The 24,095-nt window shown below is 74.8% G+C and carries 16 protein-coding genes; 12 read left to right on the top strand and 4 right to left on the bottom strand.

Annotated features, from left to right (window positions below; genetic code table 11):
* The first annotated feature begins 68 nt into the window (after positions 1 to 68).
* The 3 genes from ABD223_RS24225 to ABD223_RS24235 all read left to right on the top strand — a co-directional run bounded on the left by ABD223_RS24225 (position 69) and on the right by ABD223_RS24235 (position 4,992).
* On the top strand, positions 69 to 2,255 hold the full coding sequence (locus ABD223_RS24225) for a TIGR03773 family transporter-associated surface protein (protein WP_344038718.1): 2,187 nt from the start codon (positions 69 to 71) through the stop codon (positions 2,253 to 2,255).
* Between the two features lie 101 nt (positions 2,256 to 2,356).
* Positions 2,357 to 3,856 (top strand): choice-of-anchor M domain-containing protein, encoded by a 1,500-nt coding sequence (locus ABD223_RS24230; protein WP_344038719.1) that lies wholly within the window; start codon positions 2,357 to 2,359, stop codon positions 3,854 to 3,856.
* Between the two features lie 68 nt (positions 3,857 to 3,924).
* Entirely contained in the window at positions 3,925 to 4,992 is a 1,068-nt protein-coding gene (locus ABD223_RS24235; protein WP_344038720.1) for a WxL protein peptidoglycan domain-containing protein, read from the top strand.
* 13 nt (positions 4,993 to 5,005) lie between these two features.
* Here ABD223_RS24235 and ABD223_RS24240 read toward each other — a convergent pair whose 3' ends face one another.
* Positions 5,006 to 5,305, bottom strand: coding sequence for a hypothetical protein (locus ABD223_RS24240; protein WP_344038721.1), 300 nt, complete (start codon positions 5,303 to 5,305; stop codon positions 5,006 to 5,008).
* Positions 5,306 to 5,910: 605 nt separating this feature from the next.
* On the opposite strand from ABD223_RS24240, the gene ABD223_RS24250 reads away from it, so the two are divergent.
* From ABD223_RS24250 to ABD223_RS24265, 4 genes are all read left to right on the top strand, one after another.
* Complete coding sequence (locus tag ABD223_RS24250; RefSeq protein WP_344038723.1) at positions 5,911 to 8,394, top strand: M14 family zinc carboxypeptidase; 2,484 nt, start codon at positions 5,911 to 5,913, stop codon at positions 8,392 to 8,394.
* A gap of 514 nt (positions 8,395 to 8,908) precedes the next feature.
* Positions 8,909 to 9,316, top strand: a complete 408-nt coding sequence (locus ABD223_RS24255; RefSeq protein ID WP_344038724.1) for a hypothetical protein — start codon at positions 8,909 to 8,911, stop codon at positions 9,314 to 9,316.
* Between the two features lie 26 nt (positions 9,317 to 9,342).
* The gene (locus ABD223_RS24260; RefSeq protein WP_344038725.1) at positions 9,343 to 9,681 is read left to right on the top strand and encodes a PadR family transcriptional regulator; all 339 of its coding nucleotides are present in this window, start codon (positions 9,343 to 9,345) and stop codon (positions 9,679 to 9,681) included.
* Positions 9,678 to 10,595 carry a hypothetical protein gene (locus tag ABD223_RS24265; protein WP_344038726.1) on the top strand — a complete coding sequence of 306 codons (918 nt, stop codon included), beginning with the start codon at positions 9,678 to 9,680 and terminating at the stop codon, positions 10,593 to 10,595. Before ABD223_RS24260 ends, ABD223_RS24265 begins: the two co-directional genes overlap by 4 nt.
* Positions 10,596 to 10,617: 22 nt before the next feature.
* Here the strand turns inward: ABD223_RS24265 and ABD223_RS24270 are convergent, their stop codons facing one another.
* Positions 10,618 to 13,314, bottom strand: coding sequence for a hypothetical protein (locus ABD223_RS24270; RefSeq protein WP_344038727.1), 2,697 nt, complete (start codon positions 13,312 to 13,314; stop codon positions 10,618 to 10,620).
* A gap of 164 nt (positions 13,315 to 13,478) precedes the next feature.
* Entirely contained in the window at positions 13,479 to 16,475 is a 2,997-nt protein-coding gene (locus ABD223_RS24275; RefSeq protein ID WP_344038729.1) for a 3-keto-alpha-glucoside-1,2-lyase-like domain-containing protein, read from the bottom strand.
* Positions 16,476 to 16,895: 420 nt separating this feature from the next.
* Here ABD223_RS24275 and ABD223_RS24280 point away from each other — a divergent pair, with 420 nt between their 5' ends.
* The 5 genes from ABD223_RS24280 (at position 16,896) to ABD223_RS24300 (ending at position 23,591) form a co-directional block, all read left to right on the top strand.
* Positions 16,896 to 17,051, top strand: a complete 156-nt coding sequence (locus ABD223_RS24280) for a hypothetical protein (protein WP_344038730.1) — start codon at positions 16,896 to 16,898, stop codon at positions 17,049 to 17,051.
* A 520-nt stretch (positions 17,052 to 17,571) separates the two neighbouring features.
* Positions 17,572 to 18,540, top strand: coding sequence for an ATP-grasp domain-containing protein (locus ABD223_RS24285; RefSeq protein WP_344038731.1), 969 nt, complete (start codon positions 17,572 to 17,574; stop codon positions 18,538 to 18,540).
* Between the two features lie 17 nt (positions 18,541 to 18,557).
* Positions 18,558 to 19,829 (top strand): 3-dehydroquinate synthase family protein, encoded by a 1,272-nt coding sequence (locus ABD223_RS24290; protein ID WP_344038732.1) that lies wholly within the window; start codon positions 18,558 to 18,560, stop codon positions 19,827 to 19,829.
* Complete coding sequence (locus ABD223_RS24295; RefSeq protein ID WP_344038733.1) at positions 19,829 to 20,593, top strand: O-methyltransferase; 765 nt, start codon at positions 19,829 to 19,831, stop codon at positions 20,591 to 20,593. Before ABD223_RS24290 ends, ABD223_RS24295 begins: the two co-directional genes overlap by 1 nt.
* A 61-nt stretch (positions 20,594 to 20,654) precedes the next feature.
* Positions 20,655 to 23,591 carry a hypothetical protein gene (locus ABD223_RS24300; RefSeq protein ID WP_344038734.1) on the top strand — a complete coding sequence of 979 codons (2,937 nt, stop codon included), beginning with the start codon at positions 20,655 to 20,657 and terminating at the stop codon, positions 23,589 to 23,591.
* Between the two features lie 8 nt (positions 23,592 to 23,599).
* On the opposite strand, the gene ABD223_RS24305 is transcribed toward ABD223_RS24300, so the two are convergent.
* A complete protein-coding gene (locus ABD223_RS24305) occupies positions 23,600 to 23,989 on the bottom strand; it encodes a hypothetical protein (RefSeq protein ID WP_344038735.1) in 390 nt (129 codons plus the stop codon).
* Positions 23,990 to 24,095: the final 106 nt, after the last annotated feature.

Genomic DNA, 24,095 nt, shown 5'->3' on the forward strand with positions numbered 1-24,095 from the left:
TCGGCGGAGAGGGAGAGATGCGACCCCGCCCAGTGCAGTCCGATGTGGATCGAACACCCGTACCCGGGTTGGCGCGCGTCGTCCGCACCGCCACCGCCCTCCTGGCCGCGGTCTCCGTGCTCGGCGCGACCTCGGGCGCGGCGGCGGCCGCCGGAGGGCCCGCTCCGGTCCCGCCGCAGAGGCAGTCGCTCGCCGCCGGGCACGCCGACCTGCTGTCGGTGTCCCTGGAAGCCGGCTCCCTGGTCCTCGCGGGCCAGTCCGATGTGGACGGCACGCCGACCCGCCTCGACCCGGCGCGCACCACGGTGCACGTCACCGACGCCGCGTTGCGGCCCGCGCCGGCCTCCACCGATTACGGCTTCCTCGGCGTCCCCGCGGGCGCCCCGATCCACGTGGTGCCGCAGGCGTTCCGGCCCGGGGTGCTGTGGGCCGGCTGGAACACCGAGTCGGTGCCCCGGGGCGCGTTGGCCGGCGACGTGGTGGACCTGGCCTTGCGGGACGCGCGCGGCCCCGGCCAGGTCGAGGTCTACCTCGCCGGCGTCGACGGCCCGGACCGGGTGTGGAGCTCGCGCGACCCGGCCCTGCGGACGCTGCGCGTGGCGGTGCCGACGCACGCGCACGCCAACTGGGCGTTCACCGCGCCGGGCGTCTACGAGCTGGAGTTCGCCGCGTCCGCCACCACCGCCTCGGGCGCGCCGCTGGTGTCCGCGCCCGTCCGGTACGTCGTCGCGGTCGGCGGTCCGACACCCGCGCCGACCACGACCGCGCTCGACGTCGAGGAGGGCCCCGGGGGTCTCCGGCTCACCGGCCGCGTGTCCGGCGGACCGGCGCACCTGCACGGCGGCGTCCCGACCGGCTGGGTCGAGTTCCACCGCCACCACGTCGACCGCGACGAGGTCGTCGGCCACGTGGCGGTGGACGACGGTGCGGGCGCGCTGGCCGTGCCCGACGAACCCGACGCCCTGGCCTACACCGCCCGGTTCGTGCCCGCGGTCCACGACCTGGTCGCGGCCTCCGAATCGCCCGCCGTCGCGAACCCGCGGGCGCCGCCCGGCGCGGCGGTCACCGGTGTCCGCGACCGCTACACCGCCGGCGAGACCATCACCGCCACGGCGCTGGTCGTCCCCGAGCGCCCCGGCCACACCACCGCGTGGTGGACCAGGGAGGGCGGGGTCACCACGCCGCGCGGCGCGGGCGGCGTGCTCACCACGCCGGCCACCGCCGAACTCGACGGCGCGGAACTCGGTTTCGACCTGCTGGACGCCGGGGGCGGCACCGTCGCCTCGGCCCGCGCCGTGACCCTGCGGGTCGGTCCCGCCCCGACGACGACCACCGCACCGCCCGCCGCCACGTCGCCGACCACCGCGTCACCGACCACCGCGCCCGCCCAGACGACGCCCGCGCCGGCCCCGGGTCCGGGTCCCACCACCGAGGCCTGCGTCGCCACCGAGGTGACCCGGACCGCCGAGCCCGGCGAGGTCGAGGTCGTCACCGACGGCCACTTCGACTACGGGCCGGTGGTCGAGGGCGACGCGCTCACCGCCCGCGTCAAGGACGACCGCCAGGGCTCCCCGGAGTGGCGCGACCCGGGCGGCTACGTCTTCCACCTGACCGACGCGGCGCGCACCACCCCGCCCGCGGGCTCCGGCTACGACTTCCTCGGCGGCGGTCCGGTGTGGACGATCCCGCTGACCCAGCGCCCCGGCATCCCGTGGATCGGCTGGAACACCCAGCACCCGTCCATCCCCGAGTCGATCACCGGCGACGTCACGATGACCCTGGAGGGCGTCGAGGGACCGGGCAGGCTCGCCGTCTACGGGCAGGACCCGTTCGGCGGCGTCGGCGACCGCTACTTCGGCACGGTCGAGGGCTTCCCCCGCTCCACCGCGGTCCCGGTCGGCCGCTCCGGCGTCCACGTGCACGGCGTGTGGGCCTTCACCGCGCCCGGCAGCTACGCGGTGACCTTCGCCTTCAGCGGCACCGCGAACGGGCGCGCGCTCACCGCGAAGAGCACCCTCGCCTTCCACATCGGCGCCGGCGACCCCGCCGCGGCACGCCCGAAGACGCAGGTCGTCGAGCAGGTCGGCCGCACCGCGAACGGGCAGGGGTGCGCGCTCGGGCCACGGGACCTGGCGAGCACCGGTCTGGGCGGCGAGCTCCTCGTCGGGCTCGTCGTCGCCGCCGCGCTGCTGATCCCCCTCGGCTTCCTGCTCACCAGCCTGGCCACGCTCTCCGCGGCCCGTCGACGTCCCTGACCGCCACCACTGAGGAAAGGAGCCACCTCTCCTTCGGTGCGCACGCGCACCACCCCCACCTCGCCGGGCCCACCCCGCCCGGCCGAAACCGAGGAACGACCTTGAACGCAGCGCAAGACCGCAGGACCAGACGCCGGACGGGGCGGCACGCCGCCGCGGTGGCGTCGCTCACCGCCCTCGGCCTCACCCTGGGCGGCCTCACCGGGACCGCCCACGCCGAGTCCGCCTACGCCGACAAGCAGGTCGTGTCCGAAGGCCACGCCGACGTGTTCTACATCGACGTCGTGGACTCCGCGCACGTGCTGACGGCGCACACCGCCGCCGGCAACGTCGCGCCCGAGGACCTCGTGATCCAGGCCAAGCCGTCGGTGGCCTCGCGCACGGTCAGCGCGACCGTCGCCGGCCTGCCCGGCTGGAAGCCGCAGGGCGGGACCTACTACCTGCTGCCGCAGACCTCCCAGGCCGGCCAGGTGTTCGCGGGCTTCGGCCAGGGCTCCGCCGTCGCCGAGGGCACCTCGGTGACCTACACCCTCGACTCGGTGGAGGGGCCCGGCGCGTTCGCGCTGTGGCAGAACACCGAGGACGGCCCGAACGTCTTCCTCGCCTCCGCCGAGGGCGGGCCGGGGTCGTTCACCAGCGTGGCCGACCACGAGCACGTCAACTGGGGCTTCACCGAGCAGGGCGAGTACCGACTGACCGTGCGCGCCTCGGTGACGCCGCCCGGTGGCGCCACGACGGAGCTGCCGGCCGCGGTCTACACGTTCTTCGTCGGCGAGGAGCTGCCGCAGGACCCGGGCACCGACCCCGGCGTCCCGGCCACGCAGCTCACCGTCACCGGGCTGGCCGCGCACTACCACGCCGGCGGCGTCGCGGCCCTGACCGCGGTGCAGACCCCGGACACCGGCGAGGAGCACTACCACTGGTTCACCCGCGCCGCGGGTGAGACCGAGTGGTCGTTCGTGCCGGAGGCCTACACCGCCAAGTACGGGTTCGTCGTCCGCACCTCGGACGACGACCGCGAGCTCAAGGCCGTGCTCTACAACCACGACCACCAGGTGATCGCCGAGTCCGCGCCCGTCGTCGTCGACGTGGACGACCACGGCAACGACCCGGTCAACGGCCCGACCATCACCACGACGCTGTCCGAGCAGGAGGGCGCGCTCGTGGTCAGCGTCGCGCCGGAGAACCGGGAGGTCGACCTGGGCGCGCTCGCGCTCAACCCGGCCGCCGACCGCCACACCGCCGCCGGCGCGCTCAAGCCGATCACGGTCACCGACACCAGGGCCGGCAACCCCGGCTGGAACGCCTCCGGCCGGGTGCGGGCCTTCACCACCGTCGACGGGCAGCAGCTCGGCGGCAAGTACCTGGGCTGGACGCCCACCGTGGTGTCCGCCTCGGCCAACCAGACCGTGACAGCCGGCCCGCGGGTCGACCCCGGCTTCACCGCCGGCAACGGCCTGGCCACCTGGTCGCAGCTGGGGGCCGCGGCGGCCGGCGCCGGGCGCGGCACCGCCCAGCTCGGCGCGGAGCTGAACCTGGAAGCCCCCGCCGACCTGGCGCCGGGCACCTACCGGGCCATGCTCATCCTCACCGCCATCTGATCCGACCCCGGTGCGGGTCCGCTCCCCCGGGAGCGGACCCGCACCGCCCTTTTCCCGCTGGAGCGCACGTGAGAACCCTGGTGGCCGCGGTCCGCCTCACCGGTGCACGCCTCTTCGGTGCACGCCTCACCGGTGCACGCCTCTTCTGGGCGGCCCTCGTCGCCGTCACCCTGCTGCCCGTGCCGCAGGCCGCGGCGCAACCCGCCGACGACGACGCCCGGCAGACGTGGTCGGTCGCCCCGGCCTCGGCCTCCGGCCCCGACGGCCGGACCCGGTTCGACTACGTGGTGGAACCCGGGATGCGGTACGACGACCACCTCGCCGTGCGCAACCTCGGCGAGGCCGAGCTGACCCTGGACCTGTACGCGGGCGACGCGGTCAACACCGGCACGGGCGGCTTCGACCTGCTCGCCCGCGACGAGGCGTCCACGGTGGTGGGGAACTGGGTCGCCGTCTCCTCACCCCGGGTCGTCGTCCCCGCCCGCGAGACGGCCGTCGTGCCCTTCAGCGTCACCGTCCCGGCCGACGCCGAACCCGGCGACCACGTCGGCGGGTTGGTCGCCGCGCTGACCGCCGGGGGCGACACGCCGGTCGAGGTGGAGCGCCGCGTGGGCAGCAGGCTCTACGCCCGGGTGGCCGGCCCGATCAGCGCCTCCGCGCGGATCGACTCGCTGACGGCGGTCTACCGGGGCACCTCGAACCCCGCGGGCGCCGGGGAGGTCGACGTCACCTACACGGTGGTCAACGAGGGCAACCTGCGCCTGGCCCTGCGCCCGTCCGCCCGGGTGAGCGGCCTGTTCGGCCTCGGCGGGCGCTCGACCACCGGCGAGGTGCTGCCGGAACTGCTGCCGGGCAACGCCGTGACGCTCACCCAGACCCTCGCCGGCGTGTGGCCGCTCGGCCCGCTCGACGTCCGGGTGGAGGCCGAGCCGGTCGCCTCGGCGGCGCAGTCCCTCGGCGGCGCGGTGGAACCCGCGACCGCCGGCACGTCCGTGTGGGCCGTCCCCTGGACCGCCCTGGCGGCCCTGGTGCTGTTCCTCGGCACGACCACCGCGTTGTGGCGCGTCCGGAGGAAGATCCGGGCGCTGCGCGGGCAGCCGCCCGCGCGAACCCCGGAAAGCGCGGAAGCGCCCTGACCGCCCTCGCGGGTCAGTGCTCGTCGTAGTGCTCGCCGTGCGCGGCGTGGCGGTGGCCGTCGTGCGCGTAGTCCACGTGGTCGCCGTGCTGGACGGCGACGTGGCCGCAGCCCTCGCCGTGGGTGTGGCCGTCGTGGCCGTCGTGGGCGCCGTGACCGGCCGGCTCGCACTCGTCGAAGTGGCCGTCGTGCTCGCGGTGCAGGTGGCCGTCGTGCGCGTAGTCGACGTGGTCGGTGTGCTGGACGGCGACGTGGCCGCAGCCCTCGCCGTGCACGTGGCCGTGGTCGGTGTGCTCCAGGTGTGCGGTGGTCATCGGTCGATCCGCCTTTCGGTCGTCGTCGAGGCCGTCCGAACAACCTCGACGTCCTGGCGCTCGTCACGGAGCGCAATTACATATTAGGACATGCGCATGTGTTTTGCCTGCCGACTGCACCGAAAGGGTGAACCGGCGAAAGGGTGAAGGCTCAGGGCCCGGGTCGAGGGCGGTGAAGTCCGCCTGGTCGGCTCGTGCGGGTACCGGTGCAGCCGGTGGGAGGCGCGGTGGCGCCCTCGCCGGAGGCGGGCCACTGCTGGAACCGGTCGATCGACGGGGTCGCGCACTCGTGGTGCCGCTGGGCCTGCGAGTGGGCCGGCGCGTGAACCTGGGAGTGGGCCGGCGCGCCGGTCGCCGAGGTGTCCGCGTGGGCGACCGCGGCCGATCCGGCGAGGGAGAACGCCACCGCGCGGACGAGCGCCCTGAACGCCTGGGACGCGACCGCCGCACGACCGCCCTGGGGATTTCCGCGCATCTCCCGGAAGCCGGCACACCGGGGGTCACCCCGGTCACGTCCTGCATCCGGCCTACTTCCGGCCGTGGTCGGGAGCGGGTCGACCCTCTAGCGTCGGTCGCCTGGTGGGACGATCGAACGGAGCAAGGCGATGAGTTCCAGGCACAGATCCACCCCGGTGGTGCGGGCGGCGGTCGTGGCGGGGGTGGTCGGGCTCGCGTTCGCCGGGGTCTCGGCGCCCGCGGCGACCGCGCAGGACCGGGTGGTGCGGGCCGACCGCGCCGCGGCGAGGGCGTGCCACGACGCCCTGCTGCCACCCGGCACGGCCGGGGTGGACCGGCGCGAGGTCGCCTCCCCCGTCGACGGCCTGGTGCAGGCGCGCCTGGCCCCGGGCGAGGGCCGCGAGGGCGACTGGGACCTCGCCGTGTTCGACGAGGGCACCGGCGGGGTCGTGGCGGCCTCCTCCGCGCTGCGCAGCCGCGAGCTGGCCGAGAGCTTCGTGACGAAGGACCAGCGGCTCGTCGTGCAGGCCTGCCGGTACGGCGGGCCCGCTCGCACGGCCACGCTGGGCGTCGACTTCCTCGCCCTGACCCCGCGGGGCACGCCGACCGCCGCCGAGCGCGCCGAGGTCGTGCGCGTGGAGACGCCGCGGCCGGAGGACAAGGGCACCCTGCTCGGCCTCGACCTGGACCTCACCGAGAAGGGCGACGCGACCGGCGTCGAGGTCGTGCTCGCCGGCGACGCGGACCGCGAGACCCTGCGCGGCAGCGGGTTGGAGTACGCGACGGTGGACGCCGACCTGTCCCGGACGTCGCGGGAGGACGCCGCGCGGGACCGGGCGTACGCCTCCCGGGGCCGCGCGTCGGGCCTGCCCTCCGGGCGGACCTCCTACCGGCACCTCTACGAGTACGAGCACGAGCTGAAGGAGCTGGCCCGGGGCAACCCGCGGCTGGTCCGGGCGTTCACGCTGGCCGAGCCGACCCCCGAGGGCCGGGACGTGGTGGCGGTCGAGATCGCGAAGGACGTCGACAACGCCGCCGACGGCAAGGCCGTGAACCTGCTGATGGGCGTGCACCACGCCCGCGAGTGGCCGGCGGGCGAGCACGCGATCGAGTGGGCGCACGAGCTGGTCAACGGCTACCACCGGGACAACTCGATCCGGTCGCTGGTCGCGAGGACGCGCAACGTCGTGGTGCCGATCGTGAACCCGGACGGCTTCTCCATCTCCCGCGAGGCCGAGCCGAACGGCGACTTCACCCGGTTCGACTACGAGATGAAGCGCAAGAACTGCCGCGCGGACGACTCGCCGCCGCAGCTGCGCACCGGTGTCTGCAAGGCCAACCCCGGCGGCGCCGTGCGCGGCACCGACCCGAACCGCAACTACGCCGGCTTCTGGGGCGGCGCGGGCGCGGGCGTGACCTGGAGCAGCGAGACGTTCCGCGGCTCGGCGCCGTTCTCCGAGCCGGAGACCCGCAACATCCGCGAACTGGTCTCCCGGCGCGCGGTCACCAACCTGATCACGCTGCACACCTACGGCAACCTGGTGCTGCGCCCGCCGGGCGTGGCCTCGGTGCGCGCGCCGCTGGAGGAGCCGGTGGTCAAGGCGCTGGGCGACCGGATGGCCTCGCGCAACGGCTACGACAGCATCCCGTCGTGGGGCCTGTACGACACGACCGGCACCACCGAGGACTGGTCGTACTGGGCCACCGGCGGCTTCGGGTTCACCTTCGAGATCAACCCCGGCGGCTTCCACCCGCCGTACGAGGACGCGGTCGTCGCCGAGTACGTCGGCGCGGCGCCGGCGGCGGGCGCGGGCAAGGGCGGCAACCGGGCCGCGTTCCTGGACATGCTGGCCAACGCCGCCGACCCGGCCGCGCACTCGACGCTGGTCGGCGTCGCGCCCGAGGGCCACCGGCTGAAGGTGCACAAGACCTTCCGGACGCCGACCTCGCCGGTGCGCCAACCGGACGGCTCCACCGCGCCGCCGATCCAGGTCACCGACGCGGTCGAGTCGACGTACTCGTCGACCGGCGGCCGGTTCACGTGGGCGGTCAACCCCTCGACGCGCCCGTACGTGGCGGGCCGGTACGGCCGCGACCCGCAGGCGCCGCCGCAGGCCGCGATCCCGCTGGCGAACCCGCCCGGCGTGCCCGCGGAGAACACCACGTTCCCCGGCAACCCGGTGGCCGAGCGCATCCCGTTCACCGTGCGGGCCCTGCCCGCCGCGGACAACGGCCGGTTCGACGTGTCGGTCTCGTGGACGTCCACCAGCACCGACTGGGACCTCTTCGTCATGGACGCCGCGGGCCAGGTGGTCGCGCAGTCGGCCAGCGGCGGCACGAACTCCGAGGTGGCCACCCTGCTCGACCCGCCCGCCGGCGAGTACACCGCGGTCCTGGTGAACTACGACCAGGTCGACCCGGCCAACCCCGACGACTGGGCCGCGGGCCGGGTGGAGTTCTCCTCGCCGGTGCCGCCGACCTACGGGGTGGAGGAGGCCTACACGCTCACCTGCACCGACCGGCAGGGCCGGCTGGTCGGCCTGACCGACGTGTTCGTCGACCGGGGCGAGACCGTGGACGTGGGCGAGGTCTGCACCGACTCCGCCCGCGCCGGCAAGCAGCGCCGGCGCTGATCCCGGGCCCGGCGGCGCCCCTTCCCGGGGGCCGCCGGGCCGTCCCGGACCGCCTCGACCGAGCCCGGACCGCCTCGGTCGGGCCCGACCGCCCCAGTCGACCCTGGACACCTGGTAGTGGCTGATCAGGCCGTCCCGCACGAGCACGCCCAGGAACACGCGCAGCGCCGGCCGGTCGGCGAAGGTGAACTCCACCTCCGAGTAGCCGAGCACCAGTCCGTCGGCGAGTCGCCGGGTCTCCAGGACCTCGCACTCCGCCCCGAGCCCGGGTGGCTGGGCGCGGTGGTAGTCGGCCACCGCCACCCGGCCCACGCCGTGGGGCCGCAGGCCCCGGAAGACCGCGTCGGCGGTGGAGTTCGCGGCCACGCGTTCGGGGTCGCCCGCGTCCGTCGCCACGACCGGGAAGCCGAGCTCCCGGTAGGCCGGGACGAGGGCCGCGCCGATGCCCTGGGACGCGCCCGTGATGATCGCCACCTGCCGAGTGGTCATGTCGAACACCCGCTTTCGGGGAGGAGTGGACCTGCTCCTCGATCGTGCGCGCGGGCCGAGGTCCCCGACGTCGCGCGCGAGGGCTTCGGCGACGGCCGGCACGGAGGCGCGGACCTCGTCGTCGCGGCGGACGAGCGACCACGCCCACACCACCTCCGGCGCGATCACCGGCCGGTGGACGAGGTCCGGCGGCAGCGGCGTGGTCTGCCCCTTGGGCGAGTTGAGCACCGGGGTGGCGCACGCCAGCACGTGGTCGAAGAACTCCGGTCCCGTGATCGCGCCGTTGTGGATGCGCACCACGCGGGTGCCGGTGTCGCGGGCGAACTCGTCGGCGACCGCGACGAAGTGCCGGAGCCGGCGCAGTTCCACGACCCGGATCCCAGGAGGTGGCGCCCCGCACCGGGAGCAGGCCGACGCGGTTCGCTTGCCATAGTCAGTTGACCGGTATATACCGGTCACATGACCAATGCCGCGATGCGGGAACCGACGTTCCTGATCCTCACGGCGCTGGCCGCCCGGCCGCAGCACGGCTACGGCATCCTCCAGGACGTCGAGTCGATCTCCGACGGCCAGGTGAGGCTGCGCGCCGGCACCCTGTACACCGCTCTCGACCGGCTGTCCGCCGACGGGTGGGTGGCGGTGGACCGGGAGGAGGTCGTGGAGGGCAGGCTGCGCCGCTACTACAGGCTGACCGACCGGGGGGCGGCCAGGCTGGAGTCCGAGGTGGTCAGGTTGCGGGCCCGCTCGCGGGCGGCGGCGCGGCGCCTGCGGGCGCGGCCGGCGGGAGGTGTGGCGTGACGGGGCTGGAGCGCCGCTACCGCCGGCTGCTGGCGCTCTACCCGCGCGACCACCGCGAGCGCAACGGCGAGGAGATGCTCGGCGTCCTGCTGGCCGGGTCGGAGGGTCGGACCAGGCCCGGCCCGCGCGCGTCGGCGGACGTGCTGTGGGGCGCGGCGCGGCTGCACGCGCGCCGCGTGGCCGCGCTCGACGGCGGCGTCCGGCTCCGCGACGTGCTGGCCGTCGTGGGCCTGCTCGGTCCCCTGGTGCTCCTGACCGGCGCCACGACCGGCCTGCACGAGATCGCTTGGTGGATCAAGGCCGACGCGCTGGGCGACATGCCGTGGTCGACCCAGTTCCCGGACGCGCCGGTGTGGGTCCTCTGGGCGGTCGTGGCCGTGCTGACGCTGTTCACGGGGCTGCGCCGGGTCGCCGCCGCGGGCGCGTGGGCGGCGACCGCCGGTTTCCTGCTGCTGGAGGTGGGCCTCCCGGGCCAGGTCTGGGGCACCGGCGTGAACACCGGCTGGGAACTGCTCGGCGCGCTCACCGCCGCGGCGCTGACCTGGTCGCCCGGACCGGACCGGGCGCGGGAGCTGCTGCCCCGCCGCGCGGTGCCCGCCCTGATCGCGACGGTCGTCGCGGCGGGGGTGCTGGGGGTGCTGGTCGGCGGGCTCGTGGGGTTCGCGGTGCTGGTCGCCGGAGCCGTCGCGGCGTGCGGCCGCGGTTCCCGCACCGGCCGCCGCGCCGCGCTGCTCCTCCTGCTGCCGGTCGTGACCACCCTGACGGCCTTCGCCCTGGCGCACTGGGTGCTGCCCCCGCCGACGACCCCGGTGGACGAGGTCCTGCTCCGCTGCCCGCCGCTGCTCGTGGCGCTCCTGGCGCTGGGCGTGCCGGCGCACCTCGCCCGACGCCGCCCCGACGGGCCGGTCACGTAGCCGGGGCGGTGACCGCGCCGGTTCAGCGAGTCGACCCGCTGTCGGTGACCTCGCCGGAGACCTCCGCGCCGGCGGTGCCCGGTGTCAGGTTCGCGAGGTGGAAGCGGACCCGCTCGGCCGGTTCGGCCTCCGCGTCGACCACCGTCTGCACGAACACCTCCTTGGTCAGCTCACCGGGCCGGAAGTAGGCCCCCACCTGCAACCCGGTGGTCGACAACGGCCGCGAGGGCAGCGGGTCCTCGTAGACGCGCTGGCGGAACCACGTCTCGTCGACGTCCGTGGTGGACAGCTCCACCCCTCCCGGGGCGACCGGCCGGCCCTGGATCGTGACGTTCGAGTCGGCCGCGGCGGACAGCGTCACCCGCCAGGTCAGGACGCCGCCCTCGGGGACCACGTCGGTGACCGGGGTGGCGGTGAAGGTCGGCAGCGGGTCGTCGTTCGGCACCGTCAGCCTGTTCGCGTAGCGGCCGACGACCACGCCCCGCGCGGCCTTGGCCAGCACCGCGCGCTTCGCGTCGAAGCTCCACCGGGTGTTGCCGGTGACCTGCACCGGCACCTCGACCTCGCGCTGACCCGGCTCGATCGCCACCAGCCGCTCGGTGTACCCGGCGCCGCCCTCGTCCTGGACGAGCACCCGCACCGAGCCCGCGCCGTCGCCGGTCACCGAGACCGGGAACCGGACGGTCCGCGTGCCGGAGTCGCCCTCCTCGACGGTCAGCGCGCCCACGTCGACGCGCGGCAGCGCGACCGGGCGCGGGTCCGGCAGGCCGGGCGACCAGCCGTGGGCGTCGACGAGCCACGCCTGCCCGGAGTCGCCCAGGGGCATGAGTTCCAGCTCGGCGACGCGGCGGAGGTCGATCCCGCGCGACGGCAGCGGCACGCGGACCTCCTGCGCCCAGCGCGCGGACAGCCGCTCGGTGGCGGGCAGCCCGTCGAGCGCCACCGAACCCAGTCGCGCGCGACGGCCCGCCGCGTCGGTGACGGCCACGTCGAAGCGGTTGGCCGCGGTGTTCGGCGGCACGATCAGCCGCAGCGCCAGGTGCCGCGCGCCCGCGAGGGACACCGGCGCGCCGGGGCGCACGGTCGCGGCCTGCCCGGCCGCGGTCCAGTTCAGCGCCACGGCGAACCGACCGGATTCCGGCACCAGGCGGTTGAACCGGGTGAAGTGCGGCGACTGGCGCGTGACGGCCGGGTCGACGCACGCCGCGGCCGGGTCGGCCGAGACCTGCGCGCACACCCGTGCGGACCCGCTCGCCGCGGTGGCCTCGTCGGGGACGACGAACGGGGAGCGCGCGCCGCCGACGGCGTGGGCCAGCACCCGTGCCGGATCGGCCGACGGCGCGCGGACGCCCGAGCCGTCCAGCAGCGGCAGCACCCGCCGGTCACCGGCGACGAACAGGCGCGCCGCCGCGGCGATGTAGGTCGCCCCCGCGGTCTGCTGCTGCTCCGCGGTCAGCCGGGTGGCCGTTCCCGGCGAGCACACCGGGTCCTCGGGCGGGGAGCGGAAGTCGTCCTGCGCCGGCGCCTCGGTCTGCCCCGGCGTCCACTCGGTGTTGAAGTAGTTGTGGTTCGCGCCCACGAAGTACAACGCGCTGTGCAGCGCCGCCCCCCTGCTCACACCACGCGTCGCGTCCACGAACAACTGGCCCTGGAGATCGGCCACGTCACCGTCGCAGCCGGGCAGGACCGTCACCGACGGCACGTCCGGCGCCGGGTTGTGCCCGAAGATCGTCGGCCCGATCAGCAACTGGCCCCTGACCCGCCACCGCACCGGCCCGTCGTACCCGCTGCCCGCCGGCGGCGGGGAGAGGCTGTCGACCGCGGCCCGGTTCACACCCTCACCACCCCGCGAGTGCCCGACCAGCAACACCTCGCCCAGGTCGGCGACCGGCGCCGCGCGGACCACCTCCGGGGCCGAGGCACGACCGGCGCCCGCCCAGTCCGCCCACCTCGCCAGGTGGGCCCGCACCAACGCCGACCTCGCACCCGCACCGGAATCGACGTCCAACGTGTCCTGGGCGTTGACCGAATTGGCCGACACGGACACCGTCACATAGCCCTGGGAGGCGAGCAGCCGCTGCGCCTGGAGGTACCCGCGATGGCTCGGCACCGGCTTGGCGGGCTCCGGGCAGGGCCACTCCAGCAGCCCTTGGGCCCCGTCGTAGCAGGTGATGTGCCTGCCGTGCAGGAACAGCGCCAGCGGACGCCGACCCGGCGCGCCGACCGGCGCGACCACCACGGCCTCCACTTCCAACGGCACCGCATAACCCGGCACCGCGATCGGGTCGAGCCGGTACTCCCCCTCACGCGTGGCGAACGGGCCGGGACGGCCCGGGTCCACCTCCCCGGCGGACAGCGGCGCGGGCGGTGTCGCGTTCACCGCGATCGACGGGGGCGCGGGTTCCTCGACGTCCAACCGCCTGCCCGACGCCCGCACCTGGAGCCCGTCGACGTCGTCGACCCCGACCGCGTCCAGGGTGAGGGTGCTCAGGTCGGCGGACGGGCGCGGCACGCCCAGCAGCCGGTCGCCCTCCCAGAACTCGACCGCGGCCCCGCCCGGCGGGATCGGCGCGGGCGCGGTCCACGTCAGCCGCGAGCCGGTGAGCGCCCAACCCGGGGGCGGCGAGCCCTGGGCGGGCGCGGCCTGTGCCGTCGCCGTGACGGGTGCGGCGAGAGCGGCCGCCGTCACCACGGCCACCACGAATTTCGTCGAGCGCATGAGCGATCCCCCCTGGGCTGGTCGACGGCCGACCAGTTCTAACCGCGCCGGAGACGGCGCCACAAGCGTCTACGAAATTGTTTCGGGTTTTTGGCCGCAAGACTTCCCGAAAGTCCCTGCCGGCCCGGGTCGCCCGCCGGGGAGCGGGCGACCCGGGTTCGCGGTCAGGTCAGCGGTTCGACCCAGATGTTGCGGAACCTGACGTTCTCGCCGGGATCGCCGTGGTCCTGGAGCCGCAGGGGACCCGCGGTCGGGCCTTCGGGCGCGCCGCCGCCGGTCGGGCCGTCGATGACGAAGTCCTGGTGGACGGTGACGCCGTTCCACACCACGGTGACGCGGGCGTTCTCGGTCTTCACGCCCGCGCTGTCGAAGCGCGCCGCGCGGAAGGTGACGTCGTAGGTCTGCCAGGTCCGCGGCGCGGTGGCGGCGTTGGGCGACGCCGCCCTCTTCAGGTAGATGCTGCCGGCGTCGTCGGCGGCCAGGGGTTGCTTGCCGTGGCTGTCCAGGATCTGGAGCTCGTAGCGGTCCTGGAAGTACACGCCGCTGTTGGCGCGCTGCTGGCCGGTCACGTTCGACGGCAGGTCCGGCAGCCAGAACTCCAGGTGCAGCTTGAAGTCGCCGAACACCTGCCTGCTGCGGATGTCGCCGCCCAGCGCCTCCATCGAGCCGTTGGCGACCGGCCAGGAGGGCGCGCTGCCGTCGGCGTTGCGCCAGTGCTCCGTGCCGCCGCCGTTGTAGAGCACCACGCGCTGCGCCGGCGTGACCGTCAGGGCGTCCAGGTTGACGTGGCCGACGTCCCCGCTGTCGACCTTGTAGGCGATGGTGTTCGCGCCCGCGCGCAGCGACAACGACTCGGTGTGCGTCGCCCACGTGTCCCAGTTGCCCGTGTCGGCCAGGGCGACCTGCCTGACCTTCACGTTGTTGACGTAGACGCTGATCGTCTTCGTCCCCGAGGACGGGTTCGGCCCGTTGCTGTAGCGCAGGCCCACGTTGTGCGCGCCCGCCGCCGTCGCGTTCACCGCGAACCGGGTGGTCGCGCCCACCGTGCCGTAGCCGTCGACGAAGCCCGCGCCGGAGAAGCCGGTGTGGTCGGTGTTGACCCCCGCGCCGCCGGACAGGGCCGCGCTCTCCGCCTCGAACGACTGGGTGGCCGACGGCGCGCTGCCGACGAGGTTGTTGAGCGTGTACCAGGCCTCGGTGTTCCACAGCGGCACGCCGGTGTTCGAGGAGAACGGGCGCGGCGAGCGCAGGTGCACCACCCGGCCCGCCTTGAGGCCGTCGAGCTTGAGCGTGACCTTGCGGCCGTCCGCGGACAGCGTCGCCGAGGTGACGGTGAGGTTCTCCTGGTCCACCTTGGGCCCGCCGTACGAGGGCGCCGGCGCGTACCGCCACTGCTGGGCGCGGTAGCGGCCCGCCAGCCCGGCCGCGGTCTCCGCCGACAGCGGCTGGGTGTACTCGACCTCGAACCCGCCCGCGACGGCGCGCATCGCCAGCACGTCGAACGTCCGGCCGCCGTTGGGCGCGAGCTTCTGGAGGCCGTAGAGCAGCTTGCCGTCCTGGCCCCAGTTGCCGCCGTCGCCGATGCCGCCGATGTAGAGGGCCCCGTCCGGGCCGAGGGTGAGCCGGTTGACGCCCGCTTCGAGGCCCTGCGTCATCCGGAACACCGCGCCCTGGTACTCGCCGTTGACCTTCTCCAGGAACGCGCGCTGGAGGCCGCCGTAGGTGACGTCGCCGAAGACCATCTGCCCGGCGTAGACGCCCTGGGTGAGCTGGACCGGCGTGCTGGGCGAGTTGGCGATCTCGTTCTGCGGCAACCACAGCACGGGCGCGGCGACGGGGTTCGCGTCGAACGGGCCGGCCGGGTTGGTGTAGTGGTTGAAGAACCGGCCCTGCTTGACGTGGACCATCTTCGACGCGGGCAGGTAGCCGCCCTGGTTGTCGTTGACGAACATGCCGCCCTCGGGGCCCCAGCCGATCCCGTTGGGCGTGCGCAGGCCGCCGGCGATGTAGCTGACCTGCCCGGTGGCGCGGTCGACCTTCACCGTGGTGCCGCGGTTGGCGGCGGGCTGCGGGTTGGTGGTCGCGCCGCCCTCGTTGATCGCGACGGACAGGCTGAGGTAGAAGGCGCCGTCCTTGTAGAGCAGGCCGAACGCGAACTCGTGGAAGTTGCCGCCGTACGGCCACGAGGCGACCGCGCGGGACTGGTCGACGACGTCGTCGCCGTTGGTGTCGGTCAGCTCGGTCAGCTGGTGCTTCTGCGACACGTAGATGCGGCCGTCGAGCACCTTCACGCCCATCGGCTCGCGCAGGTTCGTCGCGATGCGCTTGGTGGTGACCCGGTCGGGCGAGGTGGCGCCGGTGACGTTGCCGAGCACCCACAGCTCGCCGGTGTCGGTGCTCTTGCCGTCCCACGTGGCGATGACCAGGCGGCCGTCCGGCAGCCAGTCCATCGCGCTGACGCGGGGCTGGAAACCGTTGGGGCGCAGGTTGGTCAGGGTGTAGTCGGGGTGGACGGCGTTGAGCGGCAGGCCGTCGCCGGGCGTGTCGGAGCCCGCCGCGCAGTCCTTGCGGCCGGGCGCGGTGACCCGGACGACGCCGGCGTCCGTGCTGAGCGCCGAGTTCGGCACGAGCGAGAAGCCGGTCGCGCCCGGCGGCTTCCACTGGAGCGTCAGCTGCTGCCCGCCGTCGCGCTCGAAGTGCTCGATCAGCAGGGGGTGGTAGCCGGTGGACAGGGTGACCGTGCCGTCCTTGGGGTCCGGCCCGTGCGGGCCGTCGTGGTCGATGACCACCCGGCCGTCGAGGGACAGCCGCGAGCCGTCGTCGCTGAGCAGGCGGAACGCGTAGGCGCCCGCCTGGGTGATGGTGAGGTTGCCGGTCACCTGGGCCACGAAGCGGTCGGCGAACCCGAAGTGCTCGGTGGTCGTCCAGTCGATGGTCGGCATGAGCTTGTCGACGTTGGGCGTCTGGGCGGGTTTGAGGGCGCAGAGCCGGTCCAGCGGCACCTGCACGTCGAACACCCGCAGCGTCACGCCGGGTTCCTGGGGCGGTGGGGCGTCGACCCGGGGGTCCGCGGTCGCGGTCGTTCCCGAGCCGCCGATCAGCAGGGTCGCGGCCAGGGCGACGAGGGTCCGGGTGCGCGTCCGCCGCGCTGTCCATCTCATATCCATGCTCCTGGGGAGGGCAGGGACGACCACGCGTGTCCGACGTCGTCGTCGCACGGTTGCAGGGTCCGCACGGGTGGCGGGTGGAGACGGTTCCGATCACAGGGGGTCAGGGGTTGACCGAACGTGATCGACCGTAAGGGCCGTGCGACAGCAAGTCCAGAACTTTCGTCGATTTTGACCGGACTTTTGTCCGATCCGAGCGTAAGTCCGGGAGCGGCGCCGTTCGGGGCGTGCGGCCCACGTCGCCGTCGGCGTGACGCGACCGGGTGACAGGCGACCGGGTGACAGGCGACCGGGGACCCCTGTTCCCGTGCTGTTGATCACAGGATGCGATGGAGGTGACGCACTTCATCGTTTGTGGTTACTGAGCATCGGCAAACATGTGGGAGCCTGAGCAATTCGCACCTGGAGGCAGCAATGCACGACAACGAGGCCGGACGAGCCGTCGCCAACCCCCGCCGCACGAAGTTGGGCGCGGACTGGAAGGCGCACACCGCCGGCCCGACCGACCGCCCGCGGCCGACCCCCGAGCCCGCCCCCGAGGCGGGTGCGGAGGAGAGCCCGCTCGGCTGAACCGCTCGGTTGGACCACCGTCGACCCGCCCGCGACCCGCGAGGGCGTGATCGAGGTTCGAGCGGACCGCAGAGGTCCTCGACCCGACCCCGGACGGTGACCGCCACGCCGTGCCGACCGGACACGTCCAGGTGAACCGGCCGGCACGGCGGTTACCGAGAACCCTCCCGGGCAGCCCTGAGCGGCATGGGCGGGGAGGTGGTTCCGGTGACGTCGTTCCCGGTTGCGCGCGGTGTCGCGCTGCTGGTCGTGCTGGTCGTCACGGCGCCGGTGACAGCGGTGGTGTGCGGCGTGGCCCACCTGGTCGCGCCGCGGCGGGCGTGCCGGGGCCGGTCCACGGTGCTGGTCACCAGCACGCACATGACCAAGAGCCTCCTGCTCGCCCGGAAGTTCCACGAGGCCGGCCACCGCGTGGTCACCGTGTCGACCCCCCCGGCACCGGTGGGGGCCGCTGCGCTTCTCGCGCGCCGCCTGCGCGTTCCACCTGGTCTCCGACCCCGGCGCCGACCCGACCGGCTACGTGCGGGACCTCGTGGCGGTGATCCGCGCCGAGGGCGTGGACGTGGTCGTGCCGGTCATCGACGAACCGGGGCGCGCCCAGCCGACCTCCGACGCCGTCCCCGTGCTGGCCGAGCACTGCGCGGTGCTGGCCAACGACCCCGGGATGCACCACCTGCTCAACGACAAGGCGAGCTTCGCCGAGCTGGTGCGGGCCGCGGGGCTGCCGCACCTGGAGACGCGGCGGATCACCGACGTGCGGCAGGTGTTCGACGCCGACCTCGCGGGCCGCGACTACGTGCTCAAGCCGCCCGAGTGGACGTCGATGGCCGCCGACCACCGGCTGGTCGTGCTGACCGGCCGGGCGGTGCCGCCGACCGACCTGGCGATCGGGCCGGACCGGCCGTGGGTGTTGCAGCGGCGCGTCACCGGGCACGAGTACTGCGCGCACGCGACGTGCCGCGACGGCCGGGTGACCGCGTACACGTGTTCCGCGTCCTCGGCGCTCCAGCTGAACTACCACCACGTCGAGGTGCCCGGGATCTGGTGGTGGGTGCACGACTTCGTGGCCGCGCACCGGCTCAACGGCCAGGTGTCTTTCGACTTCATCGTCGGCCGGGACGGCGTGCCCTACGCCATCGAGTGCAACCCCCGCCCCCACTCGGCGCTGGTGGCCTTCCACGACAGCCCGGACCTGGCCGCGGCCTGCCTCGACCCCGAGCCCGAAGGCGTCGCCCGCCCGCTGCCCGGCTCGCCGCCGGTGCACTGGCTGGGCGCGGAGCTGGGCCGGCTGCGGCAGGCCCTGCGACGACGGCGGTCGCGGGCGTGGCTGCGCGAACTCCGGCACGGCAAGGACGCCGTGTTCGACTGGCGGGACCCCCTGCCGTTCCTGGTGATGCACCACGTGCAGTTCCCCGTGCTCGTGCTGCGCGCCCTGGCGGCGCGCAAGCGGTGGGAACGCGTCAACTGGGCCACCGGGAAGCTCGTGTGACACCGAAAGGGCATCCCATGACGGCCTTGCACGTCGACAAGTACGCCACCTCCCCCCACTACTCCGGGTCGGGGAGCATCCGGTGCGGCTCCGGCCGGCGGTCGCTGACCGTGGACGCGACCTTCGACCTGCGCAGCGAGGTGCGGTTGGTGGACGGCGTGTTCGACCCCGCGACGCCCGACCTGGCCGAGGTGTACCGGCCGGCGGGGCGGTGCGTGGCCATCGTGGACGCCACCGTCGACCGCCTCCACGGCCGCGCGCTGCGGGCCTACTTCGCCGCGCACGACATCCCGCTGGAAACGATGGTGTGCCGGGCGTTGGAGGAGGACAAGAACCTCGACGCGGTGTGCCGCATGGCGGGGTTCCTCGGCAGCGACGGCTGCGACCTCGCGCGCGACGAGCCGGTGCTGGTCGTCGGCGGCGGAGTGCTCACCGACACGGCCGGCCTGGCGTGCGCCCTGCTCAACCGGCGCACCCCGTACGTCATGATCGGGACCAGCGTCGTGTCGGCGGTCGACGCGGGGCCGTCCCCGCGCACGTGCGTCAACGGCACCCTCATGAAGAACGCCCTGGGCGCCTACCACCCGCCGGTGCTCACCCTCGTGGACCGGGCGCTGTTCGCCACCCTGGCGCCCGAGCACCTGCGGCACGGCATGGCCGAGATCGTGAAGATGGCCGCGGTCGACGACGAGGAGCTGTTCGGCCGGCTCCAGCGCCACGGCCGAGCGCTGCTGGACACCCGGTTCGCCACCACCGGCGGCGGCCCGGAGCTGGCGGCGGTCGCCGACGAGGTGCTGTTCCGCTCCCTCTACGCGTACATGCGGCACGAGGGCACGAACATGTTCGAGACGCGGCAGGACCGCCCGCACGCCTACGGCCACACCTGGAGCACGAAGTTCGAACCGGTCGCCGGGCTGCTGCACGGTCACGCGGTGGCGGTGGAGATGGCGCTGACCGCGACGCTGGCCACCCTGGTCGGCTGGCTGGACACGGACGGCCGCGACGCGCTGCTGGCGTTGTGCCGGGACCTGGGCCTCGCCGTGCACCACCCGGTGATCGAGGACCTGGAGCTGATGAAGGTCGCGCAGGAGACCGTGCGGCGCAAGCGCGGCGGCTCGGCGCTGTGGGCGGTGGCGCCGCGCGGCGGGCTGGGCCGGTGCGACTACCTGGCCGAGGTCGAGGACTCGCTGCTGGCCGAGGCGGTGGACCGGCACCGGGCGCGGTGCCGCGAGTTCCCGGACGGCGGCGGCGGGCTGGGCATGTACCTGCGCGACGCGAGGTGGACGTGATGCGGCCGGTCACCCCCCTGTCGATCCTGGCGGGCGAACTGGAGCTGCTGCGCCGCGAGCGGCCGTCCGCGCGCCTGGACCGGGCCCTCGCGCTGGCCTCCGGGCTGGACGACTACCTGTCGGCGGCGACCACGCCCGAGTCCGAGCGGCTCGCGGCGCTGAACCGGCGGACCACCGGGCACGTGTGGGCGGGCTCCGGGGACGCCGTGGCGACCCTGGAGCCGGAGATGCTGTCGGGGCACGTGGAGGGGCAGCTGCTGCGGTTCCTGGTCGCCGTGACCGGTGCGCGCCGGGTGCTGGAGATCGGCACGTTCACCGGCTACTCGGCGCTGGCCATGGCCGAGGCGCTGCCCGCCGACGGGCACGTGGTGACCTGCGAGGCCGACCCGCGCGCGGCGGAGGTCGCCCGCGAGGCGTTCGCCGGGTGCGACCGGATCACCCTGGCGGAGGGGCCCGCGCTGGCGACCCTGGAGCGGCTGGCCGGCGCGGGCGAGGTGTTCGACTTCGCGTTCGTCGATGCGGACAAGACCCAGTACTGGGATTACCTCGACGCGGCCCACCGGAACGGGCTGCTCGCGCCGGGCGCCGTGGTCGTGGTCGACAACACCCTGTTCCAGGGCGAGGTCTACCTCGACGCGGCGCTGCGGTCGTCGCGGGGCGCGGCGGTCGCGGAGTTCAACGCGCGGGTGGCCGCGCACCCGGCGTTCGAGCAGGTGCTGCTGCCGCTGCGGGACGGGGTGACGCTGATCCGCGTCCTGCGGTGAGCCGCGCGGACCCCGAACCGACGTGCCCCGGGGCCCGCGCCACCCGTGTGACGATGGCCCGATGCGCGTGGTGGTCGCGGTGCTGGTGCTGCTCGGGCTCGGCGGGGTCGTCGCCTGGCAGGTGGGCGACGCGCTGGGGTTGGAGGTGCGGCCGGCGGACGTCCCGGTCGAGCGGCCGGTCGCCGCTCCCGCGCGTCCGCTCGCCCCGCCCCCGGGCATCGGGTCGATCGGCGTGCCCGACGTCCCCCGGTTGCGGCTCGCCGCGACGGCGGTGGCGGACGCCCTGGTCGAGCGCGGGCTCCCCCGGCCGGTCGTGGGCGGCGCCGGGCAGCTCGGGGTGCGGACCGAGGCCGGTCTGCCCGACGAGGGGTACCGGGTCGACGCGGGGCCCGTGGTGGTCGGCAGCACCCCCGCCGGCATCGCGGCCGGGTTGTACGACATCGCCGACCGCGTCCGCACCGGGCGCGAGGTGGTCGCCGACGGGCGGGTGGTCGCGCCCCGGCTGGGGTTGCGCCTGACCGACCTCGGCGCGGTCGGCCTGCCCGACGACCCGGAGGGGTTCGCCCGGGGCGACGACTACTCGTTGAACTCCGACGTGGTGGGGTCCGCGGTGCTGCCGGGGGCTCCTCACGTCGACCGGGCGGCGGTGGACGGGATCGCCCGGCAGTTCCGGGAGCTGGTGCGCCACGCGCTGGCCGACGGGTACAACGCGGTCGTCGTGCCCGGTTTCCTGGAGTACGTCACGTTCGACGGGCTCGGCGTCCACCCGGACGGCGACCCGCACGTGGCGCGGGCCGAGGCGATGGCCGACGCGTTCGGGCCGGTCTGGCGGTACGCCCACGAGATGGGCATGAAGGTCTTCCTGTCCACGGACATGCTCGCCCTGTCGACGCCGCTGCGGTCCTACCTGGAGCGCGAGGTGGGCGGGTTGCGCACCGAGGACGAGCGGCTGTGGCGGGTGTACCGGGCGGGACTGTCGGAGGTCTTCGAGGAACTGTCCTACGTGGACGGAATGATGATCCGGATCGGCGAGGGCGGCGCGGCCTACCGGTTCGCCGGCTGGGACTACCACTCGGAGATCGCGGTCACCACGCCCGAGGCGGTGCGGGCGATGCTGCGGGCCTTCCTCGCCACGGCGGCCGAGCACGACCGGGAGATCGTCTTCCGCACGTGGAGCGTCGGCATCGGCGCGGTCGGCGACCTGCACACCAGCCGCGACGCCTACGAGCAGGTGCTGGGCGGGCTGCGCGACGACCGGTTGGTCGTGTCCACCAAGTACGCCCTCGGCGACTTCTACAGCCACCTGCCCCTCAACGACACGTTGCTGGCCGGGCACCACCGCCGGATCGCGGAGTTCCAGTCGCGCCGCGAGTTCGAGGGCCTCGGCGCGCTGCCCGACGACCTCGGCGAGCTGCACCGGCACGCGCTGCGCGCCTTCCTCGCCAACCCCCGCCTGGAAGGGGTGTGGACGTGGCGGCAGGGCGGCGGCCCGCTGGCGGCCGGTCCCCGCTCGCTCGACCTCAGGACCGGGTTCTGGCAGCTCTACGACCTCAACTCCTACGTCACCGGGCGGCTGGCGCGGGACCCCGACCAGGACCCCGCGCGGGCCACCGCCGACTGGGTGCGCCGCACGTTCTCCCACGACCCGGGCGTCGTGCGCGGGGTGTGCGAGGCGCTGGCCCTGTCGCGGGAGGCGATCACCACGGGCCTGTACGTCGGCCCGTACGCGCGACACCGGGTGCGGGCGCTCGGCCTGGATCCCCCGCCCATGATGTGGATCTTCGAGTGGGACATCCCGACCGGCGACAGCGCGACGCTCGGCACGGTCTACGCGGTCGGCCGCGACCGGGTGGACGAGGCGGTCGCCGAGGGCGCGGCGGCGGTCGGCACGGCCCGCCGGATGCGCGAGCTGGTCGGGGCCACCGACCCCGCCGGCTGGCGCGACCCCGCGCTGCGCGAGCGGTTCGTCGCCGCCCTGGACTACCAGGTCGACCTGTTCGGGGTGCTGGCCGCCTACCGGACCGCGGCGCTGCGCCACGCGCAGTGGCTGGACACCGGCGACACGGGCGCGCGGGACGCGGCGCGGGCCGCCAGGGCGGAGTACGGGGTGCGGCGCGCCGGGCACCTGCGCGCGTACGGCGACGACCTGGAGCTGCCCGCCTACAACCTCGTCGCGGCCGACCTGGGGCTGCACCGGGCCGCCCGCGACGAGGCGATGGCGTGGGCGGCGCGCGGCGTGCTGCTGGGCCTGGTCCTCGCGTTCGCCCTGGGGTGGCGCAGGCCGTGGGCGCGGGCGCTGGTGCGGCCGTGGCGGTCGGCTGGGGTGCCGGGAGCCGGGGTGCCGGGAGCCGGAGCCCCGGGAGCCGGGGCGTCGAGGGTGGACCGGGTGCTGGTGTGGGCCGTGCCGGCGGTCGCGGTCGGGCTCGCCCGCGCGGTGCTCACGTGGTTCGCCGCGCCGGCGCACCTGGTCCCGGCGCTGGGCGCGTGGCTGCTGTTCGCGGTGGTGCTGCGGCTGACGGCGGGTCGGGCGCTCCGGTCGCGGCTCGCGGCGGCGGTGGGCGCGGTCGCGCTGCTGCGCTCGGTGCTGCTGCTGGGGGTGCTGGCGGTGCGCGGGCCCGGGTGGTACTGGTTCGGGTTCTGGACCGACCCGGTCGCGCGGGCCGTGTACGTGACCGCGGCGTTCGCGGCGTTCCTGGGTGTCCTCGTCGCGGCGTACGCGGCGCTGCGCGGAGGCCTGGGGCGGCGGGGAGCGCTCGGGCGCGTGCTGGTCGCGGCCGGGACGCCGCTCGCGGCGCTGGGCGCGCTGGTGGCGGTGGTGGGCCTGGAGCGCGCCCTGACCACGTGGAACGACCAGCTGGCCCTGCTGCCGTGGGGCCTGTCGCGGATCCTCGGCATCACCGTGCACCTCGGCGTCCCGACCGCGCTGCCGGCGGTCGCGCTGGTCGCCGGCTGCGCGGCGGTGGCGCTCGGCGCGGCCCTCGCCCACCGGCGCGGCTGACGGGCGCGTCAGCCGTCCAGCGCGGCCCGCACCCTCGCGATCACGGCGGCCTCCACCTCGGCCACCCGGCCGTCGGCCTCGGCCACCTCGTGGCAGATCGCCTCCACGGCGCCCGGGAAGGAGGCGGCCTCGGCGGGCGACTTCGCGGCGAGGACCTTCACCGACAGCCTGAGGGCGTCCAGGACCTGGCCCTCCAGCTCGGCCTCCGGGACCGCCGAGAGGTCGAACCGGGACGCGTGGAGGACGCCGCGCAGCTCCGGCGAGAGGTTCGTCAGGGCCCGCAGGCCCGCGTAGCGCTCCTGGATCACGGGACCGGGCTCGGCGTGGGACACCAGCACCATCACACCGAACACAGCCGTGCGCAGCGTCCGGCTCTCCGCGTCCGTGTAGAAGATCATGCGGTCAGCCTAGTAGGACTTTGTTAGGTCGAGTGATGGGATGTGTGGGCGGTGTGATCTTCTGGTCGGGTGAGGCCGGAGGAGATGGATCGGGTTCGCCCGGTGA

The organism is Saccharothrix xinjiangensis, from assembly GCF_039527585.1.
GTDB lineage: Bacteria > Actinomycetota > Actinomycetes > Mycobacteriales > Pseudonocardiaceae > Actinosynnema > Actinosynnema xinjiangensis.